The organism is Curtobacterium sp. 9128, assembly GCF_900086645.1.
In the GTDB taxonomy this organism is placed as follows: Bacteria; Actinomycetota; Actinomycetes; order Actinomycetales; family Microbacteriaceae; genus Curtobacterium.
In genome coordinates, this window is record NZ_LT576451.1 from 1,163,521 (window position 1) to 1,176,938 (window position 13,418).

The 13,418-nt window shown below is 71.1% G+C and carries 10 protein-coding genes; 4 read left to right on the forward strand and 6 right to left on the reverse strand.

The features are described 5' to 3' along the window. Window positions 1–104 precede the first annotated feature (104 nt). From QK288_RS05760 to QK288_RS05770, 3 genes are read right to left on the reverse strand one after another with little or no spacing between them, the layout of a single operon-like run. Entirely contained in the window at window positions 105–2,174 is a 2,070-nt protein-coding gene (locus QK288_RS05760; RefSeq protein ID WP_281266850.1) for a YhgE/Pip domain-containing protein, read from the reverse strand. Then, window positions 2,171–2,884, reverse strand: a complete 714-nt coding sequence (locus QK288_RS05765; protein ID WP_281266851.1) for a hypothetical protein — start codon at window positions 2,882–2,884, stop codon at window positions 2,171–2,173. The genes QK288_RS05760 and QK288_RS05765 overlap by 4 nt, the downstream gene beginning before the upstream one ends. Further along, window positions 2,881–3,531 carry a TetR/AcrR family transcriptional regulator gene (locus QK288_RS05770; protein ID WP_281266852.1) on the reverse strand — a complete coding sequence of 217 codons (651 nt, stop codon included), beginning with the start codon at window positions 3,529–3,531 and terminating at the stop codon, window positions 2,881–2,883. The genes QK288_RS05765 and QK288_RS05770 overlap by 4 nt, the downstream gene beginning before the upstream one ends. A gap of 198 nt (window positions 3,532–3,729) precedes the next feature. Between QK288_RS05770 and QK288_RS05775 the strand changes: the two genes are divergently transcribed. Both QK288_RS05775 and QK288_RS05780 read left to right on the forward strand, forming a co-directional pair. Next, window positions 3,730–7,272 carry a S8 family serine peptidase gene (locus QK288_RS05775; RefSeq protein WP_281266853.1) on the forward strand — a complete coding sequence of 1,181 codons (3,543 nt, stop codon included), beginning with the start codon at window positions 3,730–3,732 and terminating at the stop codon, window positions 7,270–7,272. 112 nt (window positions 7,273–7,384) lie between these two features. Beyond that, on the forward strand, window positions 7,385–7,549 hold the full coding sequence (locus tag QK288_RS05780) for a hypothetical protein (protein ID WP_281266854.1): 165 nt from the start codon (window positions 7,385–7,387) through the stop codon (window positions 7,547–7,549). A gap of 128 nt (window positions 7,550–7,677) precedes the next feature. Here the strand turns inward: QK288_RS05780 and QK288_RS05785 are convergent, their stop codons facing one another. Both QK288_RS05785 and QK288_RS05790 read right to left on the reverse strand, forming a co-directional pair. Beyond that, complete coding sequence (locus QK288_RS05785) at window positions 7,678–8,574, reverse strand: L,D-transpeptidase (RefSeq protein ID WP_281266855.1); 897 nt, start codon at window positions 8,572–8,574, stop codon at window positions 7,678–7,680. Between the two features lie 96 nt (window positions 8,575–8,670). Next, window positions 8,671–9,771 (reverse strand): isopeptide-forming domain-containing fimbrial protein, encoded by a 1,101-nt coding sequence (locus QK288_RS05790; protein ID WP_281266856.1) that lies wholly within the window; start codon window positions 9,769–9,771, stop codon window positions 8,671–8,673. A 362-nt stretch (window positions 9,772–10,133) separates the two neighbouring features. Between QK288_RS05790 and QK288_RS05795 the strand changes: the two genes are divergently transcribed. Together QK288_RS05795 and QK288_RS05800 are read left to right on the forward strand one after the other, a co-directional pair. Then, entirely contained in the window at window positions 10,134–11,432 is a 1,299-nt protein-coding gene (locus tag QK288_RS05795; protein ID WP_281266857.1) for an adenylosuccinate synthase, read from the forward strand. A gap of 2 nt (window positions 11,433–11,434) precedes the next feature. Next, complete coding sequence (locus tag QK288_RS05800; RefSeq protein ID WP_281266858.1) at window positions 11,435–11,992, forward strand: low molecular weight phosphatase family protein; 558 nt, start codon at window positions 11,435–11,437, stop codon at window positions 11,990–11,992. A gap of 84 nt (window positions 11,993–12,076) precedes the next feature. Here QK288_RS05800 and QK288_RS05805 read toward each other — a convergent pair whose 3' ends face one another. Beyond that, entirely contained in the window at window positions 12,077–13,378 is a 1,302-nt protein-coding gene (locus QK288_RS05805) for an MFS transporter (RefSeq protein WP_281266859.1), read from the reverse strand. Window positions 13,379–13,418 lie beyond the last annotated feature (40 nt).

The following is a 13,418-nucleotide window of genomic DNA, read 5'->3' on the forward strand; positions in this document are numbered from 1 at the left end:
GGAACAGAAAACGTCGGGTAGCGCCTGCCGACCCGACGTTTCCTGTTCCCTCGATGCTCGCTCGGGGACCCGAGGGACCCGAGGGACCCGAGCGCCCCGGCCCCCTACCCGATCAGGCTCGGGCGCAGGTCGCGCAGCGTGCGGGAGCGTCCCTGGCGGGCAGCGACCACGAAGGTGACGAGCAGCGCGCCGACGAGCCAGCACGCGAGCGTCCCCGCGTCCGACCACGCCGCACCCATCGACCCGCCGTACATCGTCTGCCGGAGTGCGTCGACCGAGTACGTCATCGGCAGCGCGAAGTGGAGCGCTGCCAACGGCCCGGGGAGCGTCTGCCATGGGAACGTCCCGCCGGCCGTGACGAGCTGCACGAGCATGAGCACCAGCCCGAGGAACTGCCCGACGGAGCCGAGCAACACGTTGAGCGCCATCAGGATCGCCGCGAACGTCGCCGACGCCAGCACCATCACACCGATCGTCGCCCCGGCGTGCACGACGTTCAGGTCGAGCGCGAACCGCACGATGAAGAACAGCGCCACCATCTGCACGATCCCGAGCACCACGGGCGTGAGCCACCCACCGAGGACGATCTGCAGCGGCTTGCGCACCGCCGTGATGGCCCGCTTGGAGATCGGCTTGAGGATGAGGAACAGCGCGTACATGCCGATCCACGCCGCCAGCGAGATGAAGAACGGCGCGAGCCCGGCGCCGTAGTTGTCCGCAGCCGCCACGTTGTCGTCGCCGACCTTCACCGGGTCGGAGATGACCGACGCCTGCGACTCTCGCTCCGACGCGTTCGACGCCGGGATCTTCGTCCGGCCCTCGTCGAGCTGTGACGCGAGCGTCGATGCGCCGTCCCGCAGCGAGTGCAGCCCCGTTGCCAGGGACTGCGCGCCGTCATCCGCGGTCGCGGTGCCGGAGGCCAGGGTCGCTGCGCCGTTCGACAGCGTCGGCGCAGCGGCAGCCAGCGCCGAGGTCCCGGAAGCGACCTGCGACGCCCCGCCCGACAGCGTCGACGCACCCGAAGCGGCGGTCGCGATCCCGGAGCTCAGGGTGGGTGCTGCGGCAGCGAGCTGCGACGCGCCGTCGGACACCTGCTGCGAGCCGTCCCGCAGCTGGTCGACCTTCTGGAGTTGGGTCTTCGCGGTGGTGAGGTCGGCCTGCACCTTCGGGTCGTCGAGCTGCTGCTGGACCCCTGCCTCCAGGACCGCCTGCACCTCTGGTGTGATCGTCACGCCCTGCTCGGCTGCGCGTGCAGCGACCGCGTCGACGACTTTCTGCGCGGACACGTCGTCGATGAACGCGAGCGCCGGATCGGTGGCGTCCGCCAGCGTCTTGTTGCCGGCAGCGACCTTCGCGGCGCCGTCCGCGAGTGCCGCGGTCTGTGCCGGCAGCGCCGCAGTCTGCTCCTTCGCCGATTGCAGCCCGGACGACAGGGTCGACGCACCGGATGCGACCTGCTGCGCGCCGTCGTTCAGCTTCGTCGTCTGGGCGGGGAGCGAGGCGGTGCCGGACGCGAGCTGGGACGCGCCGGAGCGCAGCTGCGACGTCCCGGAAGCGAGCTGGTCCGCACCGTTCGACGCCGTGGTGGCACCAGAGGCGAGCTGCCCCGCGCCGTCGACCGCGTCCCCGAGGCTGTCGCGCACGTCGGCGAGCCCGACGAGCAGCGTCTTCGCGGCCTTCTTGCCGACCTGCTCGGCCACGGCCGTGCGCATGGTCTTGCCCGCCTGCTCCGCGATCGTCGAGGCGAGGTACGAGTTCGTGTCCGCCGTCGTCATCACGAGTTCTGCGCGCTTCGGGTCGTTCGACTGCGCCGACACCAGGGATTCCGAGAAGTCGTGCGGGATCGTCACGACGAAGTCGTACGTGCCGTTGCGGACCCCGGAGCGGGCGTCCGCCGCCGAGGTCTTCGACCACTTGAAGTCACCGCCGTCGATGGCGCGCTTCGTGACGTCCTTGCCGTAGTTCACGGTGTCACCGTCGAGCGTGGCACCGGCGTCCTGGTTGACGATCGCGGCCGGGACCTGGTCGAGCTTGGCGTACGGGTCGCGGTTCGCCCACAGGTACGCGCCGCCGTAGAGCAGCGGCACGACCATGAGCGCGATGAACGCGAGCCGTGCGAGCGGGGTTGCGGTGAGTCGCGCGAGTTCCGCGCGGATGAGCGAGGTGGTGGTCACGAGCGGGTCTCCAGGGATTCCGACGGGAGGCTCGGCTCGCCTCCGGTGGTGCTGGTCGCGTCATCGGGACCTTCGGGTACAGCCGTGTCCTCAGTGGGCACGGGGATGGTCGCCAGGAGGCGCTCGGCGGTGGCCGCCGCGGCCTTCGAGGTGACGAGCAGGACGGTGACGCCGCGCATCGCGACGTCCCGCACGACGGCGAACCAGCCCTCGACCGAGCCGCCGTGACGTTCCGGGGAGGTGATCACGAGGCCGGTGACCCCGTCGCGGAGCAGTGCGAGCTCGACGAGCAGCCGCACGCGGACGTCGGTCGGCACGCGCTGCACGTGGGTGTCGGCGTACGCGGTCATGCCGAGTTCGTCGAGCACGGTGTCGACGTGCTCGCGGGAGGGACGACGCCCGGCGAACGCGAGCTCTTCGCGCACGATCCGGCGGAGCGTCATCACGGGGAAGGGTTCGGCGATCCCGGGGGTGTCCACGAGCGCGAACGCCCGTCGGATCGCCGCGGGGTCGTCGTGTCCGTCGACGAGCACGCGTCCGGTCTCGGGCTTCATGCGGCCGCCGGCGACGAGCGACGCCAGGACCGGCGCCTGCTCGGTCTCGACGGCGACGATGCCCGGACGGTGCGGTCCGGCGACGGCGGACACGACGGGGAGGGCCGCGCCGGGCTCCTCGCCGATGCCGGCGTGGTCGATCTCGAGCGTGGTCATGCGAGGTCCTCTTCGGAGCTGATGGGTTCGGTGAGGAGTGCGGTGCGCCAGTCGATGCCGGCCATCCCGAGTGCCGAGATGACGACCATCCTGCGCCCCTCGTCGTCCGGGGTGGCGGAGCGGGTGGCTTCGTCGAGGACGGCGATGCAGGCCCCCTCGACCAGCCGGCCGAGCGTGGCGGCGTCGACGTCGTCGCGCATCGAGCCCTCGGCGATCCCGAGCGCACAGGCGTCGCGGACCTGGGCCCTGAGCGGTGCGAACACCTCGGCGACGGACTCGCCGAACGGGCTCCTGACGGCGATGCGGGCCATCGAGCGGACGTGCGAGACCTCTGACCAGAGGGTGACCGCGATGGCGGCGATGCGGGCGGCGGGGGGCAGGTCGCCGAGGTCCGAGGAGGTCGGCATCGCGGCGGCGATCCGGGACGCCCCGGCGGTGACGACGGCGCGGACGAGGTCGTCGCGGGAGGGGAAATGTCCGTAGACCGCACGACGGGAGAGCCCGGCGACGGCCGCGATCGACTCGATCGAGGCGTCCGGGTCCCGCTGCAGGGCGGTCTTCGCGGCGTCGAGCAGTGCGGCCCGGTTCTCGGTCGCATCGCGGCGCGGAGCGCGGACTGGGGCGTCAGGACTGGTCACGCCACCCATCGTAATAACTTGCACACCACTGTGCAAGATCGCAGGAACGGGGTACCCCCGAACGGGGGACGTCCCCCAAAGTGCCGACTCCCGCACCTGAGCAGCAGCACATAGCTTCTGAGCAATTCCCAAGCAACACGGACGGAGCCAGGAGTGCGCCCAGTGAACCGTGCAACACAGGACCCGAACACCCCCAACCCGAGACGCATGACCCGAGTCGTCACCGCACTCGTCGCGGCCGGAGCCCTCGCCTGCGGCGGTCTCGCCGTCGGTGGCACGGCGTCTGCCGCGCCGGCCGGTGTCGCATCGGCCGACCTCAAGCTGTCGGCACCGCTGCGGAGCGCGAAGCCCCAGACGACGATCGCCGCCTTCGTGCGGACGACCGGCGAGGGAGCGCTCGCCGTGGACGCCAAGGCGAAGGGCGGCGACCTCACGCAGTCGAAGAGCCCGTCGGGCGCCGCGAAGCAGCGGCTGTCGGCGATCAAGTCGACGACCGAGGACGTCCGCGACGCCGTACAGTCCGCCGACGCCGACGCGACCGAGCTCTACACGACCGAGTACACCGTCCCCGGTGTCGCCGTCGTGGCCGACGTGGCAGCGCTCCGCAAGGTCGCCGAGCGCTCCGACGTCGAGAGCGTCATCCCGCTCACGCCGAAGAAGATCGTCGACCCGACCGTCAGCGACAGCGCCGACGCGGCCCCGAGCGGCGTCGACCCCGACGTCGTCAAGCCCGGCGCCGACGGCGTCAGCCCGAAGAACGCGGCGAGCGACGTCTACACCCGCGCCCTCGACGCGTGGCAGCAGACCGGCCACACCGGCAAGGGCGTGAACGTCGCCGTGCTCGACACCGGGCTCGACTACACGCAGGCGGACTTCGGCGGCCCCGGCACGACGGAGGCATACGAGCAGGCGCTCGCGAGCTCGAGCGCCCCGGACCCGAGCTGGTTCGACGCGAAGAAGTTCCTCGGCGGCCACGACTTCGCCGGTCCCACGTACAACGCGGACCCGGCCTCCCCGGCGTACGACCCGACGCCGAAGCCCGACGACAACCCGATCGACGGCAAGGGCGGCGACCACGGCACCCACGTCTCCGGCACCATCGCCGGGTACGGCCTCGACGCCGACAAGAAGACCTTCGAGGGGGACTACGAGAAGCTGACCACGCAGTCCGTGCAGGACATGTGGATCGGCCCCGGCACCGCACCGGAGGCCGGGCTCTACGCCCTCAAGGTCTTCGGTGACGGCGGCGGTTCGACCGACGTGACCGGTGCCGCGCTCGACTGGGTCGGCCAGGCACTGACCGAGGGCAAGGACATCAACGTCCTCAACCTGTCGCTCGGCTCCGACTACGGTGCACCGGACGACCCCGACAACGCCAAGATCGACGCGCTCACCGCCCGCGGTGTGCTGCCGGTGATCGCCTCGGGCAACGCCGACGACTTCACCGACATCGGTGGGTCGCCGGGCAACGCCGAAGGAGCCCTGACGGTCGCCGCGAGCGCCACCGGCCAGAGCCTCTACGACGGCGTCCAGGCGACCGCTCCCGCTGACGTCGCGAAGACCTACCGCGCGCAGTACTCGCAGAACTACCAGGGCACGCTGCCGGTCGAGGGTGACGTCGTCGTCCCGACCACGAACGTGGACGGCTGCGCTGCCTTCAGCGCGGACGAGGCCGCGAAGGTCAAGGGCAAGGTCGTCTGGCTGAAGTGGACGGACGGTGCGCTCGAGTGCGGCTCCGGTGTCCGGTTCAACAACGTCCAGGCCGCCGGCGGAGTCGGCGTCCTGCTCGCCGGGACGATCAACACCTTCGACAGCGGGATCGCGGGGAACGCGACCATCCCGGGTGCCGAGCTGACGGCGGACAGTGCTGCGAGCCTCCAGTCCGCTGCCCAGGCCGGGACCCTGCACGTGAAGTTCGCCGACGAGCTCAAGGGCTTCCAGCTCGCGACCGACGCCGACGCCGTGAACACGCTCGCGCAGTTCACCAGCCGTGGTGTCCACGGGTCGTTCGACGACATCGTCAAGCCGGACGTCGCCGGCCCCGGGGTCAACGTGATCTCCGCGGCCAACGGCACCGGTGACGGACGCATGTCGATGAGCGGCACCTCGATGGCGACGCCGGACGTGGCGGGCATCGCCGCGCTGACGTTCGAGTCGCACCCGACGTGGTCGGCACCGGACGTCAAGGCGACGATCATGAACACCGCGACGCACGACGTGCGGGACGGTGACGGGAACGCGACCCTGCTGCGGCAGGGGACCGGTCGCGTCGACGCGCTGCAGGCGGTCACCGCCGGCACCACGGTGCGCAGCGTCGAGAACGACCAGCTCGTCACGGCGTCGTTCGGTGTCGTCGAGGTCGCCTCGCCGACCACCGAGAAGCGCACGCTGCAGATCAAGAACACCGACGGTCGGCCGCACACGTACGACGTGGCCTACGAGTCCCGCGTCGCGCAGTCCGGCGTCGCGTTCTCGATCGACAAGCAGCGCGTCACGGTCGTGCCGCACGGCACCGCCACCGTCACCCTGACGATGACGATCGCCGACCCGACGAAGGTCGGGCGCACGATCGACCCGACGCAGGAGTCGACGACGCTCGGGTACCAGCGCGAGTTCGTCTCCGCTGCCACCGGTCTCGTCACGTTCACGCCGACCGACAAGAAGTTCAACCCGCTGCGGATCGGCACCTACGCCGCGCCGAAGCCGGTGAGCGCCGTGCACGGTTCGGACGTGTCCTTCGAGAGCGACTCGAACGAGACCTCGATCGCCCTGGCCGGCCGCGGTGTGACCGGAGCCCTCGTGGCCCCGTTCGTCCTCGGCGGGACCGACCCCCAGGAGTCGTTCCCGGACGGTTCGGCGAAGCAGTCGCTCCAGGCGGCGGACATCAGGGCCTACGGCGCGAACGCGTCGGACGGCACGCTGGCGTTCGGCGTCCAGACGACCGGTCCCGACGCCAACCCCGGCGCTGTGACCAACGTCGAGGTGCTCATCGACGCCGACCGTGACGGCACGCCGGACTACCTGGTGTACGACGCCAAGTCGGCCACGGTGGACGCCACGTTCGCGACGACGATCGACCTCGCCACCGGTGCGACGCTCGACTCTCAGCCGCTGAACGGGGGTGCGCCCGGTCAGGACGTCAACACGTTCGACAGCGCGGTGAAGGTGCTGACCGTCTCGCAGGAGGCGATCGGTGTCACCGGCGCGTTCGACTACTCGGTGCTCACCGAGTCGGCGTACGCACCGGCACTGGCGACGAGTGGCTCGTACGTGGTCGACGACACGAAGTCCGCGACGTTCGACCCGTCCGCACCGGCGCTGTCGTTCGGGGGAGTCCTCTTCCCGGACAGCGGCTCGATCCCGGTGACCCGCTCCGCAGGCACCTCGTCCGCGAGCGTGCTGCTGCTGCACCTGCACAACGCGGTCGGCGACCAGGTGGACACGGTGTCGGCGACGGTCGCTGCGCCGAAGCTGGCGCTCCGCGAGGGCAGTGCGGTCACGGTGTCCGGTACGCCGAAGGTCGGCAAGAAGCTGACCGCCGGGCCGGGCGACTGGAACGCGCGGGGCGTGAAGTTCTCGTACCAGTGGCTCCGTGACGGGTCCGTCGTGGAGGGTGCGACCACGAAGAAGATCAAGCTGGGCACGTCGGACGTGGGGCACACGTTCCAGGTCCGCGTGACCGCCACGGCGAAGGGGTACCAGGACGGCACCGCGACCTCGGCGTCCACCGCGAAGGTGACGCGCAAGTAGCCGGACCGGAAAGGGCCCGTGGATCGCCTCCACGGGCCCTTTCCATGTCCTCAGATGCGTGTCGCGGATATGTAGTTAGACAAACTAGCGAAACGGTGGCACGGTTGTCCCCATGCAGAACACGTTGTCGCAGCTCCGGCAGAACCCCGTCGAGTGGCGCCGTCGTGGCCTGACCCCGCCGGACGTCATCCAGGCGATGGTCAACGAACGGCTCGCCGAGCCGGGCCACAACGCCCCGATGACGAACCCCAGTTACGCAGACTTCTTCCGGTCCTGATCCCCGGCAGAAGAGACGCGCGGACGCGATCGGGTCGCGGCCGTGGATGAGAGCGACGGGAGGCGCGGTGCCAGCTGGCACCGTGCCTCCTGGTCGTTCCTGCGGTCGCGTCGGCCGCGGGGCGGTCCCTAGGGCACCACCTGCACGACCGTCCCCAGGGGCAGCGCGTCCACCATGTCGATCGCATCGCCGTCGAGGCGCACGCAGCCGTGGGAGACCGCGCCCCGGGCGACCGATTCGTAGTGGACGCCGATCAGCCCGCCGTCGTCCCCGCCGTACGGCTCGTCCGCTGCCGCGGAGTGCAACGAGGTCAGGCTGATGCGGTGGACGGTCTGGTCCTGCGCGGGGTCGAGGTAGCGCGCCTGCACGTACCCGGCGACGCCCGTCGGGGTCGGGGTGTCGCCGGCGCCGATGCCGGCCGGGAACTCGTGGACCGTCTTGCCGTCCGTGTCGATGATCGAGACGGTCTGCGCCCCGACGGACACGACGACGTGGTCGGCCAGCGCGTCTCCGCGGTGCAGCAGATCGCGCCGGATCCAGGCGACGGTCTGTGCGGCGGCCCCGCCCGAGGTCGTCGAGGGGAGCGCCTGTCGGCTCGGTGTCATGACGAGCGCCCAGTCGCCGCTGAACCGCACGGGCACGATGACCGAGGGATCGCCGAGGAAGTTCTTCGCCGCGAACCGCGCCACCGGTGTCGTCCTGTCGTCACCGTAGAGCGGGGCGTCGGCGTCGATCGAGTACGCGTGGTCGGCGGCCTTCGGCACGTCCGGCTCGTACCAGGGCAGGAGTCCGCCGATGACGGCGTCGTACCGCGCCTCGGGGAGTGCGGCGACCGCGTCGGCCGAGGGTGCACGGTACGGGGCGGCCGAGGAGGTCGCACTCGGCGAGGGGGTCGAAGACCTCGTTGCGGCGGCCTCGGCGTCCGCGTGGCAGCCGGTCAGGCCGACCGTGACCAGGACGGCGAGGGTCGCGGTCAAGGTGGCGGTGCGGCGGCGGGTGCCCGTGCTGCGGGTGGGGTGTTCCATCACGATCCCGTCGGGTGGGTCGGTCGGTGCTGGGGAGGGATGCGGAGAGCGGGGGCACGGCGCCTGTCCGCCGTGCCCCCGCTCGGTTCGATCGGGTCAGCCGCTGACGACCGGGAGTGCCGGGGCGCCCGGGTCGGTGCCGGTGACCGTCGCGGTGCCGGAGCCCGTCGTGCCGGTGCCGGAGCCCGTCGTGCCGGTGCCCGTCGTACCGGTGCCCGTGCCGGCGCCGGTGCCAGTACCCGTGCCCGGGGTCGTTCCACCGCCGTCGGTCGGCGTCGTAGCGACCGCCGGCAGCGTGATGGTGAACGCGACCTCGCCCTGGCCCTGACCGCCGCCGATCTGGTTGACGGAGAGGTTCTGCACCGTGGCCGCGGAGTCCGAGAACGTCCCCGTGGTGGTCCACGTGCCGTCGTCCGCGACGAGGACCTGCGGAGCCGCGCGGTTGCCGTCGGCGTCGAGGACGTTCACGAGGTCGCCGGGGGTGCCGGTTCCGGTGAACGTGACCGTGCGCGAGTCGACGGTGCTGCCGTTCTTCGGCGAGACGAGCGAGAACTGCGACGCCGGGGTGGTCGCCTCGGCTGCGGCCGTGAAGGAGCCCTGTGCCTGGATCTGGAAGTTGTTGTTCTCCTCCAGGACCGTGTACTCGTGCGAGTCCGTGTCGGTGCCCGGGATGTCGAACGTGAACGACCAGCTGCCGTCGTCCGCGATCTGGTGGCGGACGATCGGCGCCGACTGCGGGTCGATCTGGACCGTGTTGTCCGGGTTGCCCGTGCCGGAGACCGTGACCGTCCGGCCGGAGACCGAGTGGCTGGTGATCGCGAACTCGGGGACCGGCTGCTCGGCAGCGGCGGTGACCGTGGTCTGGCCGTCCTGGTTGAGCCCGTTCGGCAGCGTCTGCGTCACCGTGTAGGTGTGCGCGGCGTAGTCCGTGCCCGGGATCGTGTAGGTGAGCGTCCAGGTGCCGGAGTCGCCGATCGCGTGACGCGACGTGCGGAAGTTCTCGTCGAGCTGGATGTTCTCGCCGGGGGTACCGGTGCCGTTGATCGTGAGGACACGACCGTCGACGGACTGCGACGTGACCTTCAGGTCCGCCGGGTCGGCGTTCGCGGGGGCGGCGACGAGCGTCATGCCGCCGATCACGATCGCGGCGCACGCCGGGAGGGCCAGCGCCTTCTTGCTCCAGAGAGCCTTGTTCATCGTCGAACTCACTTCTGTGCCGCAGAGGGCACGGTTGTGGGGCGTCCCAGCACGTGGTTCATGCGGGATCGTGTCCGGCTCGGTTGCACGCCGGACGGGCCGCACGGGTCTCGTGCGGCGGTGGTCCGCACGCAGGGACGTGGGACCGATGAGAGGTGCTCCGCCGGGAACGCGGCGCACGATCGTGACGCTACGTCTGTGGAGTTGCTTTAGTACAGCAATGGAACCAAATGTCCCCCGTTCTGGGGACTCCTCGACGGGGCCTCGTCCGGAACCCGCATCAGGGGAGTCGTTCGATAGACTCGGGTGGACCACCGGCCCGACGGTCGCGTGAGGTCCTCCGCGAACGTGAGGAGAACCAGATGCCCGCAGCAGTCATCATCGGAGCCCAGTGGGGTGACGAGGGCAAGGGGAAGGCGACCGACCTCCTCGGCAGCCGCATCGACTACGTCGTCAAGTTCAACGGCGGCAACAACGCCGGGCACACCGTGGTCGTCGGGGGCGAGAAGTACGCGCTCCACCTGCTGCCGTCCGGCATCCTGACCCCCGGTGTGACGCCCGTGATCGGCAACGGCGTCGTCGTCGACCTCGAGGTCCTGTTCCAGGAGCTCGACGCGCTGAAGGCCCGCGGCGTCGACGTCTCGAAGCTCCGCGTCTCGGCGAACGCCCACGTCATCACGCACTACCACCGCACCATCGACAAGGTGACGGAGCGCTTCCTCGGCAAGCGGCAGATCGGCACCACCGGTCGTGGCATCGGCCCGAGCTACGCGGACAAGATCAACCGCGTCGGCATCCGCATCCAGGACATCTTCGACGAGAACATCCTGCGCCAGAAGGTCGAAGCAGCCCTCGACCAGAAGAACCACCTCCTGGTGAAGGTCTTCAACCGTCGCGCGATCGACCCCGAAGAGGTCGTCGAGTCGCTGCTGTCCTTCGCCGAGCGCCTGCGCCCGATGGTCGCGGACACGGCCCTCGAGATCCACCGTGCCCTCGAGCGGGGCGAGACCGTCCTGTTCGAGGCCGGTCAGGCGACGATGCTCGACGTCGACCACGGCACGTACCCGTTCGTCACGTCCTCGTCGGCGACCGCAGGTGGCGCGGCGACCGGTTCCGGCATCGGCCCGGGCAAGATCCAGCGCGTCATCGGCATCGTCAAGGCGTACACGACCCGCGTCGGCGCCGGGCCGTTCCCGACCGAGCTGTTCGACGAGTCGGGGGAGTTCCTCCGCGCGAACGGTTTCGAGTTCGGCACCACCACGGGCCGCCCGCGTCGCTGCGGCTGGTACGACGCCCCGATCGCCCGGTACACGGCGCGCATCAACGGCGTGACGGACTTCGTGCTCACGAAGCTCGACGTGCTGACCGGGCTGGAGACCATCCCCGTGTGCGTCGCGTACGAGGTCGACGGCGAACGCGTGGACGAGGTCCCCGTCTCGCAGTCGGACTTCCACCACGCGAAGCCGATCTACGAGGACTTCCCCGGCTGGACCGAGGACATCACGGGTGCCCGTTCGTTCGAGGACCTCCCCGCGAACGCCCAGGCGTACGTCCTGGCGGTCGAGGCGATGTCCGGCGCGCGCATCTCGGCGATCGGCGTCGGCCCCGGCCGTGACGCGATCGTCGTCCGTCACGACCTGCTCGGCCAGGACGTGGCCTGACGATGCGGATCCTGTTCGTCTGCAGTGGCAACATCTGTCGGTCACCGCTGGGCGCACAGGTCCTGGAGGCTCGGCTCGGCTCGGTGGCATCGTCGTACGTCATCGAGTCGGCCGGCACAATCGCCCAGGACGACATGGCCATGGACGGTGCGGCCGCCGCGCAGTCCGTCCGGCTCGGCGGCGACCCGTCCGCGCATCGGTCGCGTTACCTGACGGAGTCGATCGCCGCCGGCGCCGACCTCGTGCTGACCGCCGAGCGCTCGCACCGGGCCGACGTCGTCCGCCTGGCGCCGCGAGCCGCGAAGCGGGCGTTCACGATCAAGCAGTTCGCGCGGGTGCTCGACGGGCTCGAGCCGTCTGACCTCGCCGATGTGCACTCGCCGCAGGCCCTCGTCGAGCGGGTCGCGCGGCTCCGCGGCACCGTCGCGCCGCCGGCCGACCCCGCTGACGACGACGTCGACGACCCGTACCGCCGCTCGGAGTCGACGCATGCCCGAGTCGCCGACGAGATCGACCGGGCGCTCACACTGATCGCCGACGCCCTGCGCGCGGTCGCGTAGGGCCGGGCCGGGCGGGGCGGGCGGCCGGGCGCGAGACTCGGTCTGAGCGACACATCGCGCGGCTTCGAGCCCGAGGAGTGTCGCTCAGCGCGAAACTCGGGTGGGGGCGTCCGGTGCGGCGCCCCGGGCGAGCACGTGGCGGTCGCGGCTGGCGGCAGCGCCGGCGAACCCCTGGACGACGAGCAAGGCCAGCAGCACCCCGATCGGCACCGTCCACCCGCCCGTCGCGGTGTGCAGCAGCCCGATCCCGAGCGGCCCGAGGCCCGCGAGCAGGTACCCGATGCCCTGCGCCATCGTCGACACGTGCGCCGTGTGCCTGGCGTCCGGTGAGCGCCACACGATGTAGCTGAGCGACAGGCTGATCGCTCCGCCCTGTCCGAGGCCGAGGAGCGTCATCCACACCCATGCCCCGGCGGCGGGCGCGACCGCGAGCCCGACGAACCCCGCCATGCAGAGCACGACGACCACGAGCACTGGCACCCACGACGGCCGGATGCGCCGGGCGATCGCCGGACCCGCGATGCCCGTGAGGATCCCGGGCAGGCTCGAGTACGCCAGCATCAGCCCCGCCGTGTGCGCGGAGACGCCGGCGTCCTGCAGCACCGTCGGCGCCCAGGTCAGGAACGCGTAGTACGACAGGCTCTGCAGCCCCATGAACCCCGTCACGGCGATCGCCACCGGGTCGCGGAGGAGCGCCGTCATCCGGGGCTCGCCGGCCTCGGACGGTGTGTCGGCCGCGCGGTTCCGTCCGGCGACCCGCACGTGCCCCGGGTTCTGCAGCGCACGCGGCAGCCACACCAGGAACGCGAGCACGGCGGGGAGCGCCCAGAACGCCAGCGCCGGTCGCCACGATCCGCCGAACGCCACCATGAGCGGCACGACCGATGCCGACGCCACTGCCGCGCTGAGGAAGAGCATCGTCGAGTAGAGCCCCATCATCAGCCCGACCCGGTGGGCGAAGTCGCTCTTGATCGCCGCAGGCATGAGCACGTTCGCGACCGCGATCGCCGCCCCCGCGAGCACCGTCCCGCCGTACAGCGCCCACCCCTGCGGCTCGAAGCGGAGCGCGATGCCGAGTGCGAGGACGGCCATCGTCAGCCCGAGCAGCCGGTGCAGTCCGACGCGCCTGGTCAGCACGGGCGTCAGGAACGCGAACGCCCCGAATGCGAACACCGGGATCGTGGTGAGCAGGCTCGCCGCCGACGGTGTCAGGTGGAGCGACCGCTCGATCGCCGTGAGCACCGGCCCGACCGAGGCGACACCCATGCGCAGGTTGATCGCGATGAGCAGCAGCCCCGCCCCGACGTACCAGGCGGCGAGCACACGGCGGCGTCCCGCGGGCGGGGGCACGGTCACGGGGAGCGGAACGGAAGCGGTCGAGGTCATGCGTCCATCCGACCACCTGCCGTCCACTGCTCGGAACACG

Excerpts from the sequence above, each read along its gene's own strand:
- QK288_RS05765 (WP_281266851.1), bottom strand. The coding sequence starts at position 2,884 with ATGACCACGCTCGAGATCGACCACGCCGGCATCGGCGAGGAGCCCGGC.
- QK288_RS05770 (WP_281266852.1), bottom strand. The coding sequence starts at position 3,531 with ATGGGTGGCGTGACCAGTCCTGACGCCCCAGTCCGCGCTCCGCGCCGC.
- QK288_RS05775 (WP_281266853.1), top strand. The coding sequence starts at position 3,730 with ATGACCCGAGTCGTCACCGCACTCGTCGCGGCCGGAGCCCTCGCCTGC.
- QK288_RS05780 (WP_281266854.1), top strand. The coding sequence starts at position 7,385 with ATGCAGAACACGTTGTCGCAGCTCCGGCAGAACCCCGTCGAGTGGCGC.
- QK288_RS05785 (WP_281266855.1), bottom strand. The coding sequence starts at position 8,574 with ATGGAACACCCCACCCGCAGCACGGGCACCCGCCGCCGCACCGCCACC.
- QK288_RS05790 (WP_281266856.1), bottom strand. The coding sequence starts at position 9,771 with ATGAACAAGGCTCTCTGGAGCAAGAAGGCGCTGGCCCTCCCGGCGTGC.
- QK288_RS05795 (WP_281266857.1), top strand. The coding sequence starts at position 10,134 with ATGCCCGCAGCAGTCATCATCGGAGCCCAGTGGGGTGACGAGGGCAAG.
- QK288_RS05800 (WP_281266858.1), top strand. The coding sequence starts at position 11,435 with ATGCGGATCCTGTTCGTCTGCAGTGGCAACATCTGTCGGTCACCGCTG.
- QK288_RS05805 (WP_281266859.1), bottom strand. The coding sequence starts at position 13,378 with ATGACCTCGACCGCTTCCGTTCCGCTCCCCGTGACCGTGCCCCCGCCC.